The organism is Streptomyces sp. NPDC001513 (assembly GCF_042894695.1).
Lineage (GTDB): Bacteria > Actinomycetota > Actinomycetes > Streptomycetales > Streptomycetaceae > Streptomyces.
In genome coordinates this window covers 167178-189012 of sequence record NZ_JBIAVU010000004.1, presented here as the reverse complement: position 1 = coordinate 189012, position 21835 = coordinate 167178, and the positions used below count along the sequence as shown (strand labels likewise).

Here is a 21835-nt window from a genome sequence, read left to right as displayed (position 1 = left end):
CGTCACTGCTGGGCCCTCCACATTTCTTCGAGCATGGTGATCTGGTCCTGGTCGAGGTCGACCAGGTCGAGGTCCGAGGGGGTGTGTCCCCCGGAGGTGCCGCCGTCGGCCCAGGCGGCGAGGGCGTCCACGGCGGCCGTGAAGCCGTCCGCGAGCTGCCCGACGGTGTCCTGGGAGAGCGCCCCGCCCGCCCAGATGAAGTGGGCGGTGAGTTCGGGCCCTTCGTCCCCGTCGGTGATCTCCGTGGTGATCTCCAGTACGTGGGAGAGCGGCATCGCCGGGTCGGGCCGGGCGGACACGGCCTCGGCCTCCGGGGCCGGCCCCCAGTCGGAGTCGGCCCGGCCGGTCTGCCGGCCGAGGTAGTTCCACAGGATCTCGGGGCGGGCCGCCGGGTCGAACAGCCGCGCCGTGGCCGGGTTGGCGTACCGCAGCAGGCCCGCGCCGAGCCCGCCGTCGGGCACCGCCCGCAGCAGCTCCTTGACCTCCTTCAGCAGGGCGCCGGCGTCCGCGTGCCCGGCGAGCACCGCGGCCGGGTCGTACGCTCCCGAGGGCAGCCGCAGCGGGTGGATGGCGGTCAGCCAGCCCACCGTGCGGGTCAGGTCGGCGCCCGGCAGCAGCTCCTGCTCCCGGCCGTGACCCTCCAGGTCCACGGTGATCCCGTCCGGCCGGGGCCGCCCCGAGCGGGCCGCCCAGTCACCGACCGCCAGCACCAGCGCGCTCAGCAGGGTGTCCCCGACCGTGCCGTGGAAGGCGGCCGGGACGGCCTGGAGCAGCGGGGCCGTGCGTGCGGCGGAGATCCGTACGGACAGCCGGCGCGCGGTCGCCGCCGTATCGGCGGCCGGATCCAGGGGGCGCCCGGCGAGCAGGGGCCCGCCGGGGGCCGCCGCCAGCCAGCGGTCGAGCTCGGCGGTGCGGCGCGGGCTCTGCGCCTCGGCCAGCAGGTGCGTGGTCCAGGCCCGCAGGGAGGTCCCGACCGGCTCCAGCTCGGGTGTCCGGCCCACGGCGGCGGCCTCGTGGGCCGCCCGCAGGTCGGGGAGCAGGATCTGCCAGGACACCTCGTCCACCGCGAGGTGGTGGACGACGAGCAGCAGCCGGCCCGCCTCGGCCGGGCCCCGGTCGAGGTGCACGGCGCGTACGAGCGCCCCCGACTCGGGATCCAGCAGCCGCCACACCCGCTCCGACTCGGCGGTGACCAGCTCCCGCAGCGCGGTGTCGGACAGCCCCGCCGCGTCCACGCTCTCCAGGACGGCGGCGGCCTCCACCGCGCCGGCCGGGCGGATCTCCGCACTCCACACCCCGGGGCGGGGCACGGTCAGCCGCTGGCGCAGCCCGTCGTGGTGGTCCAGTACGGCCTGCAGTGCGGCCGTGAGGTGCGGGCGCGCGGCCCCGGCGGGCAGCCGGACCAGCCGCGCCTGCGCGAACGAGGCGAAGGGGCCGCCCCGTTCGGCCAGCCAGGAGGCGACCGGGGACAGCGGCAGCGGACCGGGACCGGAGGCCGCAGCACGGGCGGCCGGGGCGGGGGAGCCCCCGGGCACGGTGGCGACGGCCGCGAGCGCGGCCGGCGTCGGGTGCTGGAAGATCTGCCGGGCGGAGACGGTCAGTCCGGCCTTGCGGGCCAGTCCCACCAGGCGGATGGAGACGATGCTGTCGCCGCCGAGTTCGAAGAAGTTCGCGTCGGGGGCGACCCCGGGCAGGCCCAGCACCTCTCCCATCAGGGCGCACAGGATCTGCTCGGGCGTACCGGAGGGCACTCCGGCGGCGGTGCCCGGGCCGGCCGGGGCGGCTGCCACCGGTGCGGGCAGCGCCCGCCGGTCCAGCTTCCCGTTGGGGGACAACGGGAGCCGCTCCAGGGCCGTGAACACGGCCGGGACCATGTACTCGGGCAGGCGGGCGGCGGCCAGGGTGCGCAGGGCCGCCGGGTCGACGGCCGCGCCGGGCGCGGGAACGACGTACGCCACCAGGCGGCGCACCCCCGGCTGGTCCTCGCGGACGATCACCGCGGCCTGGGCGACCTCGGGCGCGACGGCCAGGACGGCCTGGATCTCGCCGAGTTCGATGCGGAACCCGCGCAGCTTCACCTGGTCGTCGGTGCGGCCGAGGTAGTCGAGGCGGCCGTCCGCGAGGCGCCGTACGAGGTCGCCCGTACGGTACATCCGGGTGCCCGGGCGGCCGTACGGATCGGCCACGAAGCGCTCGCCGGTCAGCCCGGGGCGGCCGAGGTAGCCGCGGGCCAGCTGGACGCCGGCGAGGTACAGCTCGCCGGGGACGCCCACGGGCACGGGCCGCAGCCGCGCGTCCAGGACGTACACCCGGGTGTTCCACACCGGCAGGCCGATCGAGGCCGAAGCGCGGGGCTCGGCGGCGGTGACCGCGGTGCAGGAGCCGGAGGTGACGTCGACGGCCGCCTCGGTGGGGCCGTAGAGGTTCTCCAGTGCCACCGGCGCCCCCGCGGTGGAGGTGTGGAAGCGGGTGACGAGTTCGGTGGGGAGGGCTTCGCCGCTGCAGACGACCAGGCGCAGGGTGGGGCAGTCGGTGATCTCGGTCTCGCTGACGAAGGCGGCGAGCATGGAGGGGACGAAGTGGAGGACGGAGATGCGCTGTTCGCGGATGAGTTCGGCGAGGTAGAGGGGGTCCTTGTGGCCGTCGGGGCGGGCGATGACCAGGGGGACGCCTTCGGCGAGCGGCCAGAAGAACTCCCAGACGGAGACGTCGAAGCTCGCCGGGGTCTTCTGGAGCACCCGGTCCCCGGACGCCAGGGCGTAGGCGCCCTGCATCCACTCCAGCCGGTTGACGATCGCCTCGTGCTCGACCATCACCCCCTTGGGCGTACCGGTGGAGCCGGAGGTGAAGATCACGTACGCCGGGTGGCGGGGCAGCAGCGGCTCGCGCCGCTCCGCGTCGGCCAGGTCCGATCCGTCCAGCTCCGCCAGCGCGGAGCGAACGGTGAAGGAGTCCAACAGGACCCGCTCCCGGCCGACTTCGGGGGACAGAGAAGTTCCCGACAGGGTGTCGGTAACTATCAGCACAGGTTGTGCGGCCCGGGTCATCGCCACCAGCCGCTCGGCCGGCAGGCCGAGGTCCAGCGGGAGGTAGGCGCCGCCCGCCCGGACCACCGCGTGCAGGGCGATGACCAGGTCGAAGGAGCGGGGCAGGGCCACGGCCACCACCGACTCCGGTCCGACGCCGCGGCCGATCAGCAGCCGGGCCAGCCGGTTGACCCGCTCCTCGAAGTCGGAACGGGACAGCTCCCGCCCCTCGAAGACCAGCGCGGGGCCGGACAGGTCCTTCGCCCCGGCGGAGACCAGCGCGGCCAGGGTGCGCGGACCGCCGAGCGCCCGGGCGGTGTCGTTCCAGCCGTCCAGCGCGAGCTCCCGCTCCGACGGGTCCAGCACCTCGATCGCGGAGACCGGCCGGTCCGGATCGGCGACGACCGCGTCCAGCAGCAACAGCAGCCGCCGGGCGAGCAGTTCGACGCTCGCACGGTCGAAGAGGTCGGTCGCGAAGCGGATGCCGCCCGCGAGTGCGCCGGGCTCCGGGGAAGCCCCGAAAGCCCCGAAGGCGAACTCCAGGTCGAACTTGGCGCCGCCGGTCTCGACCGTGAACTCCCGGGCGGGCAGCCCGAACAGCCCGGCGGGCGCGGGGTCCGCGGAGTGGTAGGTCACCATCGTCTGGAACAGCGGGTTGCGCGAGCGCGACCGTTCCGGATCCACGGCCTCGACCACCGCCTCCAGCGGGAGATCGGCGTGGGCGAAGGCGGCCAGACCGGTGGCCCGCACCCGTGCCACCAGCTCGGTGAAGGTCGGGTCCCCGGACAGATCGGCCCGCAGCACCAGCGTGTTGAGGAAGAAGCCGACGAGCCCGTCGAGTTCCTCGCCCTCCCGGGCCGAGGCCGGACTGCCCAGCGGGATGTCCTCGCCCGCGCCCAGCCGGTGCAGCAGCGCCGCGACGGCGGCGTGCACCACCATGAACGGCGTCGCACCGCCCTCCCGGGCGATCCGCGCCAGCCCCGCCCCCGTCCGCGCCGGGACGTCGAAGGTCACCACGTCCCCCTCGTACGAGGGGACCGCAGGACGAGGCCGGTCCGCGGGCAGCGCCACCTCCGCAGGGGCGCCCGACAGGGCCTGCCGCCAGTACGCCGCCTGGCGGCTCGCCACCGAATCCGGGTCGCCCGCGTCACCGAGCAACTCCCGCTGCCACCGCGCGAAGTCGGCGTACTGCACCGGCAGCGGGACGAACTCGGGTTCGGCACCGGCCGACCGGGCGGCGTACGCCCGGTCCAGGTCCGCCAGCAGGGGGCCGGCCGAACCCTCGTCCGTGGCGATGTGGTGCACCAGCACCACCAGGACATGGTCCTCCGGTGCGGCCCGCAACAGCGTGACCCGCACCGGAGGTTCGGCCGCCAGGTCGAAGACGTGCCCGCCGGCGCGGACCGCCTCGGCCTCCAGCCGGTCGGCGGCCACCTCGCGCACGGCCAGGGGGACGAAAGCCCGCTCGGGCGGGAGGACCACCTGGTAGGGCTCGCCGTCGTGCTCGCGGAAGACGGTGCGCAGGCTCTCGTGCCGGCGGACCAGGTCCTGGACCGCGGCCTCCAGCGCCACGGCGTCCACCGGTCCGTCCAGCCGCACCGCCATCGGCACGTTGTACGTGGTGCCGGGACCGCGCACGCTGTCCAGCAGCCACAGCCTGCGCTGCGCGAAGGACAGCGGCGGCCGCTCCGGCCGCGGACCGGCCGTCGTGAGGCGCGGACGATCGGCGCGGGTGCGCTCCGCGAGACGTGCCGCCAGCGCCGCTACCGTCCGTGCCTCGAAGAGGTCGCGGATGGCGCAGTCCACGTCCAGGGCCGCCCGGAAGCGGCCCACCGCGCGGGCGGCGAGCAGCGAGTGGCCGCCGAGCGCGAAGAAGTCGTCCTCCACGCCGACCGAGTCCAGGCCCAGGACATCGGCCAGGATTCCCGCGAGGATCTCCTCGCGGACGTCGCGCGGTGCCCGCGAGGAGCCGGAGGCCGCGGCGGCGGGCGCCGGCAGGGCGCGCCGGTCGAGCTTTCCGTTGGCGGTGGTCGGCAGCGCCGCCAGCGGCACCACCACGGCCGGGACCATGTACTCGGGCAGGCGGGCGGCGGCCAGGGTGCGCAGGGCCGCCGGGTCGACGGCCGCGCCGGGTGCGGGGACGGCGTAGGCGACCAGGCGCTGCACGCCGGGCTGGTCCTCGCGGACGATCACGGCGGCCTGGGCGACGTCGGGCGCGCCGGCCAGGACGGCCTGGATCTCGCCGAGTTCGATGCGGAACCCGCGCAGCTTGACCTGGTCGTCGGTGCGGCCCAGGTAGTCCAGGCGGCCGTCCCGGGTCCAGCGCACCAGGTCACCGGTCCGGTACATCCGGGTGCCGGGGACCCCGTGCGGGTCGGCCACGAAGCGGTCGGCGGTCAGGCCGGGGCGGCCGAGGTAGCCGCGGGCCAGCTGGACGCCGGCGAGGTACAGCTCGCCGGGGACGCCGACGGGCACGGGCCGCAGCCGCGCGTCCAGGACGTACACCCGGGTGTTCCACACGGGGCCGCCGATGGAGGCGGAGGCGGTACCCGCCGACGCTCCGGCCGCCGGACAGTTCGCCGCGGTGACGTCGACGGCCGCCTCGGTGGGGCCGTACAGGTTCACGAGACGGGTCGCACGGCCGGAGGCGGAAGCGTGGAAGCGGGTGACGAGTTCGGTGGGGAGGGCTTCGCCGCTGCAGACGACCAGGCGCAGGGTGGGGCAGTCGGCGACTTCGGTCTCGCTGAGGAAGGCGGCGAGCATGGAGGGGACGAAGTGGAGGACGGAGACGCGCTGTTCGCGGATGAGTTCGGCGAGGTAGAGGGGGTCCTTGTGGCCGTCGGGGCGGGCGATGACCAGGGGGACGCCTTCGGCGAGCGGCCAGAAGAACTCCCACACGGAGACGTCGAAACTCGCCGGGGTCTTCTGGAGCACCCGGTCGGTGGAGTCGAGGCCGTACGCGTCCTGCATCCAGCGCAGCCGGTTGACGATCGCCTCGTGCTCGACGAGCACGCCCTTCGGGGTGCCGGTGGAGCCGGAGGTGAAGATCACGTACGCGGGGTAACGGGGCAGCAGCGGCGCCCGTCGCTCCGCGTCCGTGACCGGACCACCGGGCAGCGCGGCGAGCTCGGCCGCCTGGTCGGGGGCGTCCAGGACGACGATCTCGGTGTCGGCCGGGTCCGGCAGCCGCCCCAGCGAGGGCAGGTCCGTGACCAGGCAGACCGGCGCCGCCGTCTCCGCCATGTACGCCAGCCGCTCGGCCGGCAGGCCGAGGTCCAGCGGGAGGTAGGCGCCGCCCGCCCTGACCACCGCGTGCAGGGCGATGACCAGGTCGAAGGAGCGCGGCAGGGCCACGGCCACCACCGACTCCGGTCCGACGCCGCGGCCGATCAGCAGCCGGGCCAGGCGGTTGACCCGTTCCTCGAAGTCGGCACGGGACAGCTCCCGCCCCTCGAAGACCAGGGCCGGCGCCAGCGGATCGCGCCGGGACCCGGCCGCCACCAGGGAGTCCAGGGTCTGCGGCGGAACCGGCCGGGCCGTCTCGTTCCACCCCTCCAGGACCAGCGCCCGCTCGGCCGGTTCCAGCAGTTCCAGTTCGGCCAGCGGAACGTCGGGGGCCGCCACGGCCGCGGTCAGCAGGCGCAGCAGCCGGGCCTGGAGGGACCGTACGGTCTCCCCGTCGAACAGGTCGGTCGCGTACCGCACGCCGCACGTCATCGTGGCGGGCGAGCCGCCGGAGCCCGGGACGCGGCGGAAGAGGATCTCCAGGTCGAACTTGGCGGCTCCCGCCGCGACCGGGAACTCCTCGGCGCTCAGGCCGCCCAGGGCGCGCACCGGCTCGGCGCCGCCGCCGTCCTCGTAGGCCACCATCGTCTGGAACAGCGGGTGCCGCGACAGCGAGCGCTCCGGGTTGACGGCCTCGACGACCGCGTCGAAGGGCAGGTCCGCGTGGGCCAGGGCGTCCGCCCCGAACGCGGCCGTACGGCGCAGCAGTTCGCCGAACGAGGGGCCGCCCGACAGGTCGGCCCGAATGACCAGGGTGTTCACGAAGAAGCCGACCAGGTCGTCCAGGGCCTCCTCGCCGCGCCCGGCCACCGGGCTGCCGAGCGCGATGTCCTCGCCCGCGCCGAGCCGGTGCAGCAGCGCCGCCACGGCCGCCGTGACCACGGTGTACACCGTGGTGCCGCGGTCCGCGGCCAGCCGCTCCAGAGCGGCGGCCAGCCCGTCCGGCAGCGCCGTGGACACGGTGCGGCCCTCTCGCGAGGGCAGCGCCGGACGGGGCCGGTCCACCGGCAGGGCGAGTTCCTGCGGCAGACCGGTGAGGGCCTCCCGCCAGAACTGCGCCTGCCGGTGCGCCACGGACCCGGGGACGGCCGGATCGCCCAGCAACTCCCGCTGCCACAGCGCGTAGTCGGCGTACTGCACCGGCGGCGGCGCGGTCTCCAGGACCCCGCCCGCGGACCGGGCCGCGTAGGCGGCGGCCAGATCGGCGAGCAGCGGACCGACCGACCACTCGTCACCGGCGATGTGGTGCAGCAGCAGGAGCAGCACCTGCTCGTCGGCGGCCGTGCGCAGCACGGTCACCCGCAGCGGCGTCTCCGTCTCCAGGTCGAAGGCGTGCCCGGCCGCCGCGTCGAGACCGCGTCCCAGCTCGGCCGGCTCGATGTCGGCGACCGCGATCCGCACGGCGGCCTCCGAGGGCTCCAGCACCCGCTGGTAGGGCCCCTGCGCATCCTCCGCGAACACCGTGCGCAGGGCCTCGTGGCGTGCGGTCACCTCGTGAACGGCCGCCTCCAGCGCCGCCGTGTCCAGCCGCCCGCGCAGCCGCAGCGCGACGGGGATGTTGTAGGTGGAGTTCGCGCCCTCCATCCGGTGCAGGAACCACAGTCGCGCCTGGGCGTACGACAGCGGCAGCCGCCGCGGACGGGGACCCGCCACCAGCGCCGGCCGGACCGCCGTACGACGGCCGGCCAGCCGGTCCGCGAGCGCGGCGACCGTACGCAGCTCGAACACGTCCCGCACCGAGCACTCGGTGCCGAGCGCCGCACGGATCCGCGCCACCACCCGGGTGGCCAGCAGGGAGTGCCCGCCCAGCCGGAAGAAGTCCTCGTCGACCCCGACCGAGGGGACGCCCAGGACCTGGGCGAAGACCTCGGCGATCCGCTCCTCGGCCACCCCGCGCGGAGCCCGCCCGGAGTCCCCGGCCGCCACGACCGGAACCGGCAGCGCCGCCCTGTCCAGTTTGCCGTTCACGTTCGTCGGCAGTACGGACAGCACCATCACGGCGGCCGGTACCAGGTGTTCGGGCAGCCGCGCGGCCAGCTCGGCCCGCAGCCGGGCCGCATCGGCGGTGCCCGTGACGTAGCCGACGAGCCGCGGCAGGCCCGGGGTGTCCTCCCGGACCACCACGGCGGCCGAGGTCACCCCGTCGAGGGCGGCGAGTTCGGCCTCCACCTCGGCGGGCTCCACCCGGAAGCCGCGGATCTTGACCTGGTCGTCGACCCGGCCCAGGAACTCCAGCAGCCCGTCCGCACGCCACCGTACGAGGTCGCCCGTACGGTACATCCGGGTGCCCGGGGCTCCGAACGGATCTGCGACGAAACGTTCCGCCGTGAGGGCGGGCCGGCCGAGGTAGCCGCGGGCGTTCTGCTCTCCCGCCAGGTACAGCTCACCCGGCACACCCACGGGCACCGGCCGCAGCCGCCCGTCGAGGACGTGCGCCCGGCTGTTGTCCAGCGGGCGGCCCACCACCGGCGAGACGCAGTCGTCCACGCGCGCCACCAGGGCGTCCACGGTGAACTCCGTCGGCCCGTAGTAGTTGACGACCTCCACACCCGACACCGCGCGCAGCTCCTCCCACAGCGCCGGCGGCACCGCCTCCCCGCCGAGCAGGAACAGCGGCGGCCGCCACTCGCCGGTCAGCAGCCCGGCGTCGACCAGCTGCCGGCCGTACGAGGGGGTGACGTCGAGCGTGTCGATCCGCTCCGCCCGTACGTACGCCACGACCGCTTCGGCGTCCCGGCGGCCGTACTCGTCCAGGACGTGCAGCTCGTGCCCGGCCACCAGCCACAGCAGCTGCTCCCAGGAGGAGTCGAAGGAGAACGAGGCGGTGTGCAGGGCCCGTACCCGCCGCCCCAGGCGCGCGGCGACCGGCAGGTACAGCTCGCGCTCGTGGTCGCGGAACAGCCGGGTCAGACCGGCGTGCCGGAGCACGACCCCCTTGGGCCGGCCGGTGGAACCGGAGGTGTAGATGACGTACGCGGCGTGCTCGGGGTCCACGGCCACCGCGGCCGTCGGCGCGGTGGCCGCGAGCCGCTCCACCGTCGCGGGGTCGTCCAGCACCAGCAGGTCCACGCCGGGCAGCCGGTCCGCGACCGCCCGCGTGGTCACCACGCACACCGGTGCGGCGTCCTCCAGCATGAAGGCGATCCGCTCGGCGGGGTGGTCCAGGTCCAGCGGCAGGTAGGCGCCGCCCGCCTTCAGGACGGCGAGCGTGGCGACCACGGTCTCGGCCGAGCGCGGCACGGCCAGCGCGACCAGCGCCTCCGGGCCGACGCCGCGCTCGGCCAGCAGGGCCGCCAGCCGCCCCGCGCGGTCGTCGAGTTCGGCGAAGGTCAGCCGCTCGGATCCGGCGACCACGGCCACCGCCTCGGGGGCGGCGGCCGCCCGGGCCTCGAACACCTCCGTCACCGTGCCCGCTTCCACCGGCCGGTCCGTGTCGTTCCAGCGGGCCTGCCGGGCCCGCTCGGGGGCGTCCCGCAGCTCCCACCAGGACACCGGGTCCGCAGGAGCCGCCACGGCCGCCGCGAGCGCGCGCAGCAGCCGCTCCGTGAACGTCTCCACCGTCGCGCGGTCGAAGAGGCCGCTCGCGTAGAAGACCTCCAGGTCCAGGTCGTCGCCGTGCGCCGTGTCCGAGAAGGTGATGTCGAGGTCGAACTTGGTGACACCGGGATCCACCCGGTCCATGCGGGTCGGATGCCCGAACAGGTTCGCCACGTCCTGGGTCACCGTGCTGTGCGAGACCATCGTCTGGAACAGCGGATGGCGGCCGAGCGAGCGCTGCGGGTTGACCTCCTCGACGACACGGTCGAAGGGCAGGTCGGCGTGGTCCAGCGCGGCCAGGTCGGCCGTGCGGACCCGCTCCAGCAGCTCCCGGAAGGACGGGTCGCCGGACAGATCGGTGCGCAGCACCACCGTATTGACGAAGAAGCCGACGAGGTCGTCGAGCGCGCTGTCGCCGCGGCCGGCCACGGGACTGCCGAGCACGATGTCCTCGCCCGCGCCGAGCCGGTGCAGCACCGCCGCCACCGCCGCGTGCACCACCATGAAGACACTGGTGCCGCTCTCACGGGCCAGCGACCGTACCCCCGCGGCCAGTTCGCGCGGCACCGCCTTGAAGACCATGGCGCCGGCCGGGTCGGCCACCGCCGGGCGCGGCCGGTCGGCCGTCAGCCCGGCCTCCGGCGGCAGCTCCGCCAGCACCTCGCGCCAGTACGCCGCCTGGCGGGCGGCGAGCGAGCCGGGGGTGCGCGCCGAGCCCAGCAGCTCCCGCTGCCACAGCGCGAAGTCGGCGTACTGCACGGCCGGGACGCCGAGCTCCGGGGCCCCGCCCGCGCACCGGGCCGCGTACGCCCGCTCCAGGTCGCGCAGGAACGGCCCCATCGACCACTCGTCGCTCGCGATGTGGTGCAGCAGGACCACCAGGGCGTGCTGCCCGCGGTCCGTGTCGCGCACCAGGGTCACCCGCAGCGGAGCCTGCGACGACAGGTCGAAGAGGTGCCCCAGGGCCGTCCGGACCGCGGTCTCGAACCCGGCCTCCGGTACGTCGCGCACCTCCAGCCGGACCCCGGCCCCGGCCCCGTCCAGCACCCGCTGGTACGGCTCCCCGCCCCGCTCCCCGAAGACGGTGCGCAGGGTCTCGTGCCGGTCCGCCACGTCCCGCAGCGCCGCGTCCAGGGCGTCCGCGTCGAGGGCCGTGTCGAACCGCACCACGAACGGGATGTTGTAGGTGGCGCTCGGGCCCTCCATCTGGTGCACGAACCACAGCCGCTGCTGCGCGTACGAGAGCGGCAGCGGGTCCGGGCGCGGCCCCGCGACGGGCACCGGGCGGTCGGCGGCGGCCGCGCGCCCGGTGAGCCGTACGGCGAGGGCGGCGACGGTGCGCGCCTCGAACACGTCCCGGATCCCGCACTCGGTGCCCAGGGCCGTACGCACCCGCGCGATCACCCGCGCGGCCAGCAGAGAATGGCCGCCCAGGGCGAAGAAGTCGTCCTCCGGGCCCACGGATTCCAGTCCGAGCACGTCGGCGAAGACGCCGCAGAGGATCTCCTCACGGGCGCCGCGCGGGCCGCTGGCCCCGGCATTCGCCGACGCGGCCAGGTCGGGGGCGGGCAGGGAACGACGGTCGATCTTGCCGTTGGCGGTCAGCGGGAAGGCGTCGAGGACGACCACCGCGGACGGCACCATGTACTCGGGCAGCCGCCCGGCGAGGGCCTGGCGCAGCGCGGCCGCGTCGGGTGCGGGGCCGCCGGCCGCGGGGGTGACGTAGCCGACGAGGTGCGGGAAGCCGGGCAGGTCCTCGCGGACCAGGGCCACGGCCCGGTCCACGCCTTCCCCGGAGGTCAGCGCGCTCTCGATCTCGCCGAGTTCGATGCGGAAGCCGCGCAGCTTGACCTGGTCGTCGACACGGCCGAGGAAGACGATCCGGCCGTCCGCGTGACGGCGTACGAGGTCACCGGTGCGGTACATCCGGCTGCCGGCCGGACCGTACGGATCGGCGGTGAACCGCTCCGAGGTCAGGGCCGGGCGGCCGAAGTAGCCGCGGGCCAGCTGGTCACCGGCGAGGTACAGCTCGCCGGGGCGGCCGGGCCCGACCGGGCGCAGGGCTCCGTCCAGTACGTAGGCGCGGGTGTTCCAGAACGGCGTGCCGATGTCGGGGACGCCCGTGTGGCCGGGGTCGAGGCGGCTGGAGGTCGCCCAGACGGTGCCCTCGGTCGGGCCGTACACGTTGGTGACCGTACGGGCCGTGCGCGCGAGGCGTTCGGCGAGTGCGGCGGGCAGCGCCTCCCCGCCGACGAGCACTCGGGTGCCGCCGAGGGAGGCCGGGCGGCCGTCCTCCAGCAGGGCGTGCCACAGCGACGGAGTGGCCTGCATGACCGAGGGGCGGTGGGCGTCGACGAGGGTGGCGAGCGCGGCCGGGTCCCGTACGGTGTCGCGATCGGCGAGGACGACCGTCGCTCCGCAGATCAGCGGGGTGTGGATCTCCAGGGCGGCGATGTCGAAGGAGATGGTGGTGACGGCGACGAGCCGCTCGGCGGGGGCCAGTTCGAGTTCGTGGGCCTGCATGCGCAGGAAATTCGCCAGGGCCGCGTGCGGGACGACGACTCCCTTGGGGCGGCCCGTCGAGCCGGAGGTGTAGATCACGTACGCGGGGTGGGCGCCGGTCAGCGGCGCGGTGCGGTCGGAGTCGGCGGGGGCGTCGGCAGGGGTGTCGGCGAGCTCGGCGAGCGTGTCGGGGGCGTCGAGCACAACGGTCTCCACCCCGGCGACGACGGGGGCGGCCGCCGCGTGGTCCAGGGTGGTCAGCACGCACAGCGGACGCGCGTCCTCGACCATGAACTCCAGCCGGTCGGCGGGGTAGTCGAGGTCGAGCGGCAGGTAGGCGCCGCCCGCCTTCAGGACGGCGAGGAGGGCCACCACGAGGTCGGCGCTGCGGGGCAGCGCGAGGCCGACGACGGTCTCGGGACCGGCGCCGCGGCCGATGAGCAGGCGGGCGAGCCGGTTGGCGCGCTCCTCCAGCCCGGCGTAGTCCAGGGTTTCGGCGCCCGCGATCACCGCCGGCAGTTCGGGGTGCAGCGCGGCGGCGTACTCGAAGGCGTCGACGACGGTGCCGGCGGGTACCGGGCGGGTGGTGTCGTTCCAGTCGAGCAGCACGGAGTCACGGGCCGTCGGCGGCAGCAGGTCCGGACGCCCCACGGGAGTCTGCGGGCCGGCCGCGGCGGCCTCGCGCAGGAAGTGCGTGAACTCGGCGCGGCTCGCGGCCAGCGAACCGGCGTCGTACGCCTGCGGATTGGCGTCGAGTTCGAAACGGATGCGGCCCTCGGCCGCGTCGTGGTGGACGCCGAGGGTGAGGTCGTCCACCGGGCCGGCGGCGACGTTGTGCACGGAGCCGGCCGCTCCGGCGAAATCGAGGGCGTTGTCGAAGGCCTTGATGTTCACCATGGGCCCGAGCAGCCCCTGCTCGCGGCCGGACAGCCCGAGGTCGCGGCGGATGTCCTCGGCGCGGTAGCGCTGGTGGCGGCGCAGGTCGCGGATGTCGGACGCGACGGCGGCGACCAGCTCGGCCAGCGGGGTCTGCGGGCGCACGGTGACGCGCAGCGGGAGCACGTTGACGACCATGGCGGGCACCTTGAGGGCCGCCGAGCCGAGCCGCGCCATGGCGGGCAGGGACAGCAGCACGTCCCGGCTCCCCGTGGCCCGGTGCAGGAAGGCGGCGAACGCGGCGGTCACCACATCGGCCCAACTGGCCCGGGCCGCACGGGCGATGGCGAGCAGCCCGGCCGTCTCCTCGGCGGTCAGTGTGGCGCCGTCGCGCAGGAACGCGTGGGCCGCGGGGAAGGCGGCCCCGCTCAGTGGCTCCGGCTCGGGGTGGTCCGCGAGCCGCTCCAGCCAGTAGGCGCGGTCCTCGGCGCACGCGGGGGAGGCGCGGTAGGCCGCCTCCTCGGCGAGTACGACGTCCAGGCCGCCGGAGGAGCCCGGCGCCGGCTCCTCGCCCCGGGCGAGGGCGGTGTAGATCTCGGCCGTACGCCGGGAGACCAGCGAGAACCCGAAGGCGTCCAGGACGATGTGGTGGGCCCGCTGGTACCAGAGGGTGCGGTCCGGGCCGATCTTGTGCAGCGTGAACACGTACAGCGAGTCCCGGACCGGGTCCACGGGGCGTGCCATGTCGGTGCGCATGAGGGAGAGCGCGGTGCCGTACGGGTCGTCCTGGTCGGTGTGGTCGAGTACGGCGACCAGGGGTCCGGCGGCGGGCCCGCTCCAGGTGAGCTGGTACGGAACGCCGTCCCCGTCCTCCGCGAAGCGCGCCGTGAGCGCCTCGCTCTCGGCGACCGTCCGCCGGAGCGCGGCCACGAACAGGCCGGCGTCCAGGGGGCCGTCGATCTCCACGTACTGGCCGACGTTGTAGACCGGGGAGTCGGGGTCGAGGCGCTGGCCGTACCAGACGCCCGTCTGGGCCCCGGTGAGGGGACGGCGCTGGGAGGGACGCTCGGTCATGGACATCGTGCTCCAGGTTCGCTGCGGGCCCCGGCGGGTGGCGGGACCGGCCAGGGGACGACAGGGTGAGGGGCCTGCGGGCAGGCCGGGGTACGGGGCGCCGGGGGCGGGCGGGCTCGGGGGCCGTGCCTCGGTTCGGGCGGCGGTACGAAGATCAGGCGGCGGGGGCCGAGGGCGTCAGACCGGCGGTGTCGGGGCCGGCCGAGTCCGGGCCGGCGGTGTCCGGACCGGGCTCGTCCTCTTCCTGGTCCCAGCGGGGGAGAGTGGCCTTGCGCAGGCCCGGTACGGCCACCGCGACGGTGACGGCGGCCAGGGCGCAGATCGCACCGTTGACGACGGCCGCGCCCCCGGGGCTGAACCAGCGGGCGAGGGCGGCGACTTCGACGTCCCCGACGACTCCTCCGGTGGTGCCCTGCGTGGTGATGACGCTGACGATGCGCCCGCGCAACCGGTCCGGGGTGCTGTGCTGGACGAGGGCGTACTCGAGGATCTCGTACACCGTTCCGGCGGCCCCGCACACGGCGAGGAGGGCGAAGGCGACCCAGACGTGGCCGCTGAGCCCGAAGCCCACGGTGGCCAGACCGCCGGTGAAGCCCGCGCCGAGCAGCAGCAGGCCGGGCCGGGTGGCCCGGGTCAGCCAGCCGCTGGTGGCCGACATGGCGACCGCGCCGACCGCGGGGGCGGTGTAGAGGAGGCCGAGCATGACCTCGCTGCCGTGGAACTGCTTGTCGACCATCTCGGGGAACAGCACGACGGGGACGTTGAACAGGGCCATGACTCCGCCGAGCAGGACCAGGCCGCCCACGACGCGGTTGCGCAGGGCGTACCGGAAGGCGACGAGCAGCGATCCGCTGTCGGGGCCGTGCTCGTCCTCGTCCTCGTCGTCCCTGACGGGGGGCAGCGGCCGGATCCGGGAGATCAGGAGGGTGGTGACGGCCGTGGTCACGGCGGTGAAGGCGAAGACCGGGGCGGGCCCCCACAGGGCGAGGAGGACGCCGCCGAGGAACGGCGCGCTGATGGAGCCGATCTCACCGGTCAGTGAGATGAGGGCGCCCGCGGCGGGGAGCTGGTCGGGGCGGACGAGCGTCGGGGCGACGGCCATCAGGGCCGTCACGCTGACGCCCGTGGCCAGGCCGTCCCAGGCGACACAGAGGTAGATGCCCCACAGGGTCGGTTCCGGCAGCATCGCGTTCACGGCGAGGCCGGCGAAGGCGAGCGCGGCTGCGCCGCGGGCCCACACGATCAGACGCTTGCGGTCGGTCCGGTCGGCCATCACCCCGCCCCAGAGCGAGCCGAGCAGCACGGTGATGCTCATGATCATGCTGGCGACGGCCACGTCGAAGGTGGAGCGCGTCAGTCCGTACACCTGGGCGGAGAGGGCCACCGTCGCCATGCCGAGGCCGAACAGGGACACCACGCGGGCGATGAAGATGGCGCGGAAGTCGCGGCTGGAGCGCAGGGGTTCGATGTCTATGACGAAGTCACGCAGTGGCACGGCAGGCTCCGGGGCGGGCAGGTGAGGGGGAGGAGGGGATCAGGGCGCGGTGGTGAGCAGGTCGGCCCACTGGCGCAGGGTCGGCCGCTCGGCGAGGTCCACGAAGGTGATCCGGGCGCCGTCGGCCCGCCATTTCTCGACGAGCGACATCAGCCGGATCGAGTCGAGGCCCTGGTCCAGAAGGCTCTCCTCCAGGGAGACGTCGGCAGGCTCCGTGTAGAGCACGTCGGCGACGTCGCGGACCAGGCGGTCAAGCGTGAACGACGGGGATGCGGACATGGAACGGGTCTCCTGGGGGTTCGAATTCCTCTGCAAAAATAAGGCAAGCCTTACCTAACTATCTGCGAGGATGCGCGTCAAGCGGGGTGCGGTGAACGTTCGGCTCGGGTGATGACCAACCGGCCCTGCCTGCCACCCCGTTGGGCGTTGAGGCTGATTGCGAGTCAACTTAGGGAAGGCTAACCTAATTTTGTGATTACTGCCGCCATCCCCCGTCCGCCGGTGCACGGTGTGGACGATCTCCCGCTGCTGGTCCGCAGGGCTCGCCTGCAGGACGCCCGCGCCCTCCACTCGCTCTCCCTGGCCTTCATCCGCTCCGGCGCCCTACGGGCCCGCAGCGTCGACCACTACCTGGCGCACGCCGGGGAGTTCATCCTCGTGACCGGCCGCGGCCGCACCCCCGTCCGGGGCTGCGTCGCCCTGAGCGACGAGGGGGACGGGGCCGCCGTGCTCTACAACTTCTGTGTCGACAAGGGAAGCCAGGGACGCGGACTGGGCGCCGCGCTGCTGCGCGCCGCCTTCGCCGAGGCCAGGGCCCGTTCGGTGCGGGAGGTGTTCACCGCGACCACCGGCGGCGCGGCCCTGTTCCGGCGGTACGGCTTCGAACCGGCCGCCCCGGGGCGCGCTCCCGCCGCCTGGGCGGGGGCACTGGACCCGGCACGCGGGTCCGAGGTGCTCTTCCGCCGCCCCTGAACCGTACGCCGCGCACACCGCGGGGCCGGGCCGGAGCGGGTGCTCCGGCCCGGCCCCGCGCGGCGGGCCGGACCGCCTCGGGGTCAGCCCCTGGCGGCGAGGCTCGCGGGCCGCATGTCGGTCCAGTGGGCATCCGTGTAGGCGGCGCAGCCCTGCCGGCTGTCCTCGCCGTGCACGACGGACCAGCCCGCGGGAACCGCCGCGAAGGCGGGCCAGAGCGAGTGCTGGTTCTCGGCGTTCACGAGGACGAAGTAGCGGGCGTCGTCGTCCTCGAAGGGGTTGGTGGTGGCCATGGCGTCTCTCCTCGGGTGGTGACCGGACTGGTCGGTTGCGGGGGTGGGATCAGTGATGGGCGGCGACGGCCGCCGGTCTGGCCAGCGGGGTGGCCGCAGGAGTGGCGGCCGGGGTGGCCCGCACCTGGCGCTCGGCCACGCGCAGCAGCAGGGAGTCGCGGATCTCGCCGGAGCGCACGGCCAGGGTGGACAGCAGGGAGGCGGTGATGCCGTGGGTGTGCTCGGCGGCGGCGCCCTGGACGTAGATGCCGGCCCGGATGCGGCCGGTGGTCTCCACGCGGTGGTCGCGGCCGACGCGCAGCCGGCCCTGTCCGTCGGTGAGGCATTCCCCGGCCAGGTCGCCGAGCAGCTCCGCGGGCTCGGTGGGCCGGTAGCCGGTGGCCAGTACCACCGCGTCGCAGTCGAGCGTGTGGGTCTCTCCCGTGGTGAGGGAGCGGACCACGGCGCGGGCGCCGTCCGGGAGTTCCTCCGCGGCGGTGAGGGCGGTGGTGTTCAGGATGCGCAGCCGTTCGGTGCCCGCGACCTTCTCCTGGTACACGGTCCGGTACAGCTGCTCGATCAGATCGCCGTCCACCACCGCGTAGTTGGTGTTGGAGTGGTAGTCGATCAGCCGCTGCTTGACGTCCTCCGGAGCCTGGAAGAACTCGTCCACGGCGGTCGGGTCGAAGATCCGATTGGCGAAGGGGCTGTCGTCGGCGGGGCTGTACCCGTACCGGGTGAACACGGCGCACACCTCGGCGTCCGGGAACGTGCGGTGCAGGTGGTCGGCGGTCTCGGCCGCGGACTGTCCGGCGCCGACGACGACGAAGCGGCGGTGCGGACGGGCCGTCAGTTCCGGTGCGCGGTGCAACAGGTCGCGGTTGTGCCAGACGTGGGGGCCGGTGCCGATCCCGTCCGGGACGTGGGGGCGCAGTCCGGTCCCGAGGACGAGGTTGCGGGTACGGACGGCGCGCCCCGGCCCGGTCCCGGACGCGGGCCGGGTGATGACGTCCAGGTGGTCCACGGCGTCCGCGGGCCCTGCCGGGCGCACCTCGACGGCCTCGGTGGCGTAGTCGACCTCAGCGGTGAAGGAGGCGGCGCACCAGCGGAAGTAGTCGTGGAACTCCAGGCGGGTCGGGAAGAACGACTTCTGGTTGATGAAGTCGGCCAGCCGGTTCCGGTCCTGCAGGTAGTGCAGGAAGCTGAACGGGCTACCGGGATCGCGCATCGTCACCAGGTCCTTGAGGAAGGACACCTGCATGGTGGCCCCTTCGAGGAGCATGCCCTGGTGCCAGCCGAAGTCGTCCTGGCGCTCGACGAAGGAGGCACGGAGCGCCTCGCCGGAGGCCTGCCGGCCGTTGTGCTCCCGGATCGCTATCGCCAGAGCGAGGTTGGCCGGCCCGAAGCCGATGCCCACCAGGTCCCTGGTGTCCGGGAGAGCGTCCCCGGGTGTGGAGCGCGCGTGCGGTGCGGACATGCCCATCCTTCCTCAGTCCTACCCCAATTAATTAGGTAAGGCTGGCCTAACATCGCCGACGGGTCGGAGGCTGTCAAGTTGGCCCCCGAGTGGCCTCCGGTTGAATCAACGATGCGTGTGGTTACGGAAGTTGGGCATGCGGAAGATCCGGAGCGGGATCGGCTCCGGGCATGGGTGGGGGAGGGCCGTACGGGGCCGGCCCTCCCGTTGTTCAGTAGGCGAGGCGGTCCTGCGGCGACGGGTCGTCGGGCACCACCGTGGTGCCGGCGCGCTCGTCGGCGAAGATCTCCCGTACCAGGGCGTGCGGCACCCTGCCGTCCAGTACGTGCGCCATCCGGACCCCGGAGCGCACCGCCCGCAGGCAGCCCTCCATCTTCGGCAGCATGCCGCCGGCCATCGAGGGCAGCAGTTTCTCCAACTCGCCGGTGGTGAGCCGGTCGATGATCCGCGTGCTGTGCGGCCAGTCCGCGTAGAGGCCCGCGACGTCGGTGAGCATCACCAGTTTCTCCGCGTCCAGCGCCTGGGCGAGGGCGGCGGCCGCGAGGTCCGCGTTGATGTTGTAGACGTTGCCGTCGTCCGCTCCCCGGGCGATGGGGGAGAGCACCGGGATGCTCCCCCGCTCCAGCAGGCCCCGTACCGTGTCGGGTTCGACGTGCACGATGTCGCCCACCAGTCCGATGTCCACTTCCGTGCCGTCCACCAGGGCCGGCCGCCGGACGGCGGACAGCGTGCGCGCGTCCTCGCCGGTCATCCCGATGGCGAGGGCTCCGTGGCGGTTGATGAGGCCGACGATGTCCCGCTGGACCTGGCCGGCCAGCACCATCCGGACGACCTGCATCACTTCGGGGGTCGTCACCCGCAGTCCGGCGGCGAACCGGACCTCCAGGGCGAGCCGTTGGAGCATCGCGCTGATCTGCGGGCCGCCGCCGTGCACGACGACCGGCCGGATCCCCGCGTCGCGCAGGGCGACCACGTCCTGGGCAAAGGAGGCCTTGAGTTCTTCGTTCACCATGGCGTTGCCGCCGAACTTCACGACGACCGTGCGGCCTTGGTATCGCTCCAGTCGGGGCAGGGCCTCGACGAGTGTGTGCGCCGGTGGCGCCGCGGGCCCGCTCACCGGGCCGGGGGTGGTGTCGTCATCAGGCTTCCAGTTCGTCGATGAGGGTCGCGGTGGTGCGTACGACGGCGCCTCGGGCGGCCGTCCAGCGCAGGGCGAGCGCGTGCTCCTCCGCGGAGGTGTCCGCCACCGCGTCGGCGACGACGAACGGCTGGATGTCGTTCATGAAGGCGTCCGCTGCCGTGAGCAGCACGCCGGAGTGGGCGAACACGCCGCACAGGATCAGCTGGTCGCGGCCCGTGGTGCGCAGGATGCGCTCCAGGTGGCTGCGCAGGAAGGCGTTGTGCCGCGCGTTGGTGATCACGTGCTCGCCCCGGTGCGGGGTCAGTTCCCCGGTGATCGACACGTCGCGGTCCGGCGTGGCCGGCCCGCTCTCCATCTCGGCCACGAGGCCGCGCTGTTCGGGCCGTTGGTCCGGCGGCTGTGCGCTGAAGACGACGGGGAGGCCGAGCTGCCGCGCGGACCGGCGCAGAGCGGCGATGTTGCCGATCAGGTCGACCAGGGGCGAGTGGTCCCGGGGGAAGGGGTGGAGCAGGTGGTTCTGCATGTTGTGGATGAGCAGGGCGGCCCGGTCGGGGTCGATGGACCACGGTGCCGCGGAGTGGGGCACGACGTCCCGGGTGGGCATGGGGTAGGGGTCGATGGTCGCAGGGCCCACGGCTGGATCTCCTCGTTACCGGCGCTTCGCGGGGCGCCGGTGGTGAACGGCGCGCGGAGCTCGACGAGGGGTCGGGGGATGCCCCGCCCCTCATCCGTCGCTTAACTTAGCCTAACCTAACTTGATCGTTCGAGGGGGGGGCGCGAAGCACCGCCGGACCCGTCGGCGTGCGCCCGCGCACTCATTCCCGGTGCGTGCTGCGTCCGCCCAACCCGCCTGTGAGGCCGTCCGGTTGACTTCCCGGGGAAAGGAGGGGGTCGTCGAGTTGCACGATCCGGTACCCGGCGCGGCGGCCCGCTCCTTTGGGGGGCCTGCGCCGTTGGCCCGCGCCCCCTTTCGCCGACCGGGCGCGCTGGGCCGCCGCGATCAGGGCCCCGACCGGGGGAGCTTCGGCGCGCAGGCGGTTGAATCCGCGGACGGAGATCCCGACGAGGGTCGCCGCGGCCGGCCAGGCCGCACCCTTGCGGATCGCGTTCAGCATCAACTGGAGGGCGGCGGGCGTGGGCGCCGCCCCGGGTCTCAGTCCGTGCGCCTCGGCCAGCGCGTGCGCGGCGCGGAGCGCCTCGGCGAAGCTGGCGTCGATGTCCAGCCATTCGCGCAGGGTGCGCTCGGGGAGGCCGGCCGCGGCGGCGCACCCGGGGATGGTCAGTCCCTGGGCGGCCCCGCGGAGGGCGTCGGCCATCCGGGCGATCGTTTCCTCGCGCTGGCTGGGCGTGCGCCGCAATGCGTCGCGCAGTGCCCGGTCCATCTCCTCTTGGGAACTCATCCAGGCCAGTACCTCGTCGGCCCATTCGTCCTGCTGCGCTTGGTCTTGCGCTTGGTCTTGCGCCTTCTCCTGCATCCCCACACCCCCAATGTTAGGTAAGCCTAACCTAAGAATGTGTGAGGGGGGAGACGTGTGAACGCAATCGGGGTATTCCTGCGGGCTTTTGGCCCTGCCTACCCCGCGGCCCGCAACCGGGCCACGGAGTAGGCCGGCGCGCCGAGGGCGAGCAGACGGAACAGGCCCGCGGCCGCCCGGTGGCCGAAGCCGATGCGCTCCATCACCCGATGGTCACCGACCCACGTTCCGGCGCTCCCCTGTGAGGGGCAGCAGCTGCTCCGCCCAGTCGGGCTCGGTGATCGAGGCGGGGAAGACCCGGGCGCGGTCCCCCGGCAGCAGCGTCGCCCGCAGTTCCACGACCTCCGGCATGTCGACGCCGAGCCAGGTGACGGAAGGGGGAAGCGCCCCCGCGAGCCGCTCGGCGCGGGTGTCGAGGCCGATGCCCACCGAGACGACCACCGCGTCGGGGTGGGTCCGGCAGTAGGCGGCGGGGGCGTGGGCACGCCCGTAGTGGGGGGTCGGCAGGGTCATGGCCACACCGCTCAGGCCATGGGCGGTGCCGCCACCCTCGGAAGGTGTCGACATGTGCGCGGGCTCCTCGGTTCGATCGGCCTTCAGGGGAAGGTGAGCGCGTACAGAGTGCGTGCGGAGTACGTGCGGAGTACGTACGGGGGCGCGTACGGGGTGCGTGCAGGGGTGTGTACGGGGCGCCCGCCGTGAC

Annotated in this window: 10 protein-coding genes; 1 reads left to right on the top strand and 9 read right to left on the bottom strand. The window is 74.3% G+C overall.

Going from position 1 to position 21835, the window contains the following annotated elements; all coding sequences use genetic code 11:
- Nucleotides 1–2 precede the first annotated feature (2 nt).
- The 3 genes from ACFYZ4_RS10095 to ACFYZ4_RS10085 form a co-directional block, all read right to left on the bottom strand.
- Nucleotides 3–14300, bottom strand: a complete 14298-nt coding sequence (locus tag ACFYZ4_RS10095; protein WP_390783542.1) for an amino acid adenylation domain-containing protein — start codon at nucleotides 14298–14300, stop codon at nucleotides 3–5.
- A gap of 154 nt (nucleotides 14301–14454) precedes the next feature.
- The gene (gene entS / locus ACFYZ4_RS10090) at nucleotides 14455–15795 is read right to left on the bottom strand and encodes an enterobactin transporter EntS (RefSeq protein WP_390783541.1); all 1341 of its coding nucleotides are present in this window, start codon (nucleotides 15793–15795) and stop codon (nucleotides 14455–14457) included.
- A gap of 39 nt (nucleotides 15796–15834) precedes the next feature.
- A complete protein-coding gene (locus ACFYZ4_RS10085) occupies nucleotides 15835–16074 on the bottom strand; it encodes a phosphopantetheine-binding protein (protein WP_351300114.1) in 240 nt (79 codons plus the stop codon).
- A gap of 192 nt (nucleotides 16075–16266) precedes the next feature.
- On the opposite strand from ACFYZ4_RS10085, the gene ACFYZ4_RS10080 reads away from it, so the two are divergent.
- Entirely contained in the window at nucleotides 16267–16767 is a 501-nt protein-coding gene (locus tag ACFYZ4_RS10080; protein ID WP_384342854.1) for a GNAT family N-acetyltransferase, read from the top strand.
- 83 nt (nucleotides 16768–16850) lie between these two features.
- Here the strand turns inward: ACFYZ4_RS10080 and ACFYZ4_RS10075 are convergent, their stop codons facing one another.
- The 6 genes from ACFYZ4_RS10075 to ACFYZ4_RS10050 all read right to left on the bottom strand — a co-directional run bounded on the left by ACFYZ4_RS10075 (nucleotide 16851) and on the right by ACFYZ4_RS10050 (nucleotide 21699).
- Nucleotides 16851–17060 carry an MbtH family protein gene (locus ACFYZ4_RS10075; protein ID WP_351300120.1) on the bottom strand — a complete coding sequence of 70 codons (210 nt, stop codon included), beginning with the start codon at nucleotides 17058–17060 and terminating at the stop codon, nucleotides 16851–16853.
- 49 nt (nucleotides 17061–17109) lie between these two features.
- Nucleotides 17110–18516, bottom strand: coding sequence for a lysine N(6)-hydroxylase/L-ornithine N(5)-oxygenase family protein (locus ACFYZ4_RS10070; RefSeq protein ID WP_390783540.1), 1407 nt, complete (start codon nucleotides 18514–18516; stop codon nucleotides 17110–17112).
- 211 nt (nucleotides 18517–18727) lie between these two features.
- Nucleotides 18728–19633 carry an acetylglutamate kinase gene (argB, locus tag ACFYZ4_RS10065; RefSeq protein ID WP_351300126.1) on the bottom strand — a complete coding sequence of 302 codons (906 nt, stop codon included), beginning with the start codon at nucleotides 19631–19633 and terminating at the stop codon, nucleotides 18728–18730.
- Between the two features lie 22 nt (nucleotides 19634–19655).
- Nucleotides 19656–20291, bottom strand: a complete 636-nt coding sequence (locus ACFYZ4_RS10060; RefSeq protein WP_390783539.1) for an isochorismatase family protein — start codon at nucleotides 20289–20291, stop codon at nucleotides 19656–19658.
- A 181-nt stretch (nucleotides 20292–20472) separates the two neighbouring features.
- Nucleotides 20473–21138 (bottom strand): hypothetical protein, encoded by a 666-nt coding sequence (locus tag ACFYZ4_RS10055; protein ID WP_390783538.1) that lies wholly within the window; start codon nucleotides 21136–21138, stop codon nucleotides 20473–20475.
- 207 nt (nucleotides 21139–21345) lie between these two features.
- Nucleotides 21346–21699 (bottom strand): class I SAM-dependent methyltransferase, encoded by a 354-nt coding sequence (locus tag ACFYZ4_RS10050; RefSeq protein WP_390783537.1) that lies wholly within the window; start codon nucleotides 21697–21699, stop codon nucleotides 21346–21348.
- Between the last annotated feature and the right edge of the window lie 136 nt (nucleotides 21700–21835).

Coding starts and splice junctions, on each gene's coding strand:
- ACFYZ4_RS10095 (WP_390783542.1), bottom strand. CDS start 14,300: ATGACCGAGCGTCCCTCCCAGCGCCGTCCCCTCACCGGGGCCCAGACG.
- ACFYZ4_RS10085 (WP_351300114.1), bottom strand. CDS start 16,074: ATGTCCGCATCCCCGTCGTTCACGCTTGACCGCCTGGTCCGCGACGTC.
- ACFYZ4_RS10075 (WP_351300120.1), bottom strand. CDS start 17,060: ATGGCCACCACCAACCCCTTCGAGGACGACGACGCCCGCTACTTCGTC.
- ACFYZ4_RS10070 (WP_390783540.1), bottom strand. CDS start 18,516: ATGTCCGCACCGCACGCGCGCTCCACACCCGGGGACGCTCTCCCGGAC.
- ACFYZ4_RS10050 (WP_390783537.1), bottom strand. CDS start 21,699: ATGTCGACACCTTCCGAGGGTGGCGGCACCGCCCATGGCCTGAGCGGT.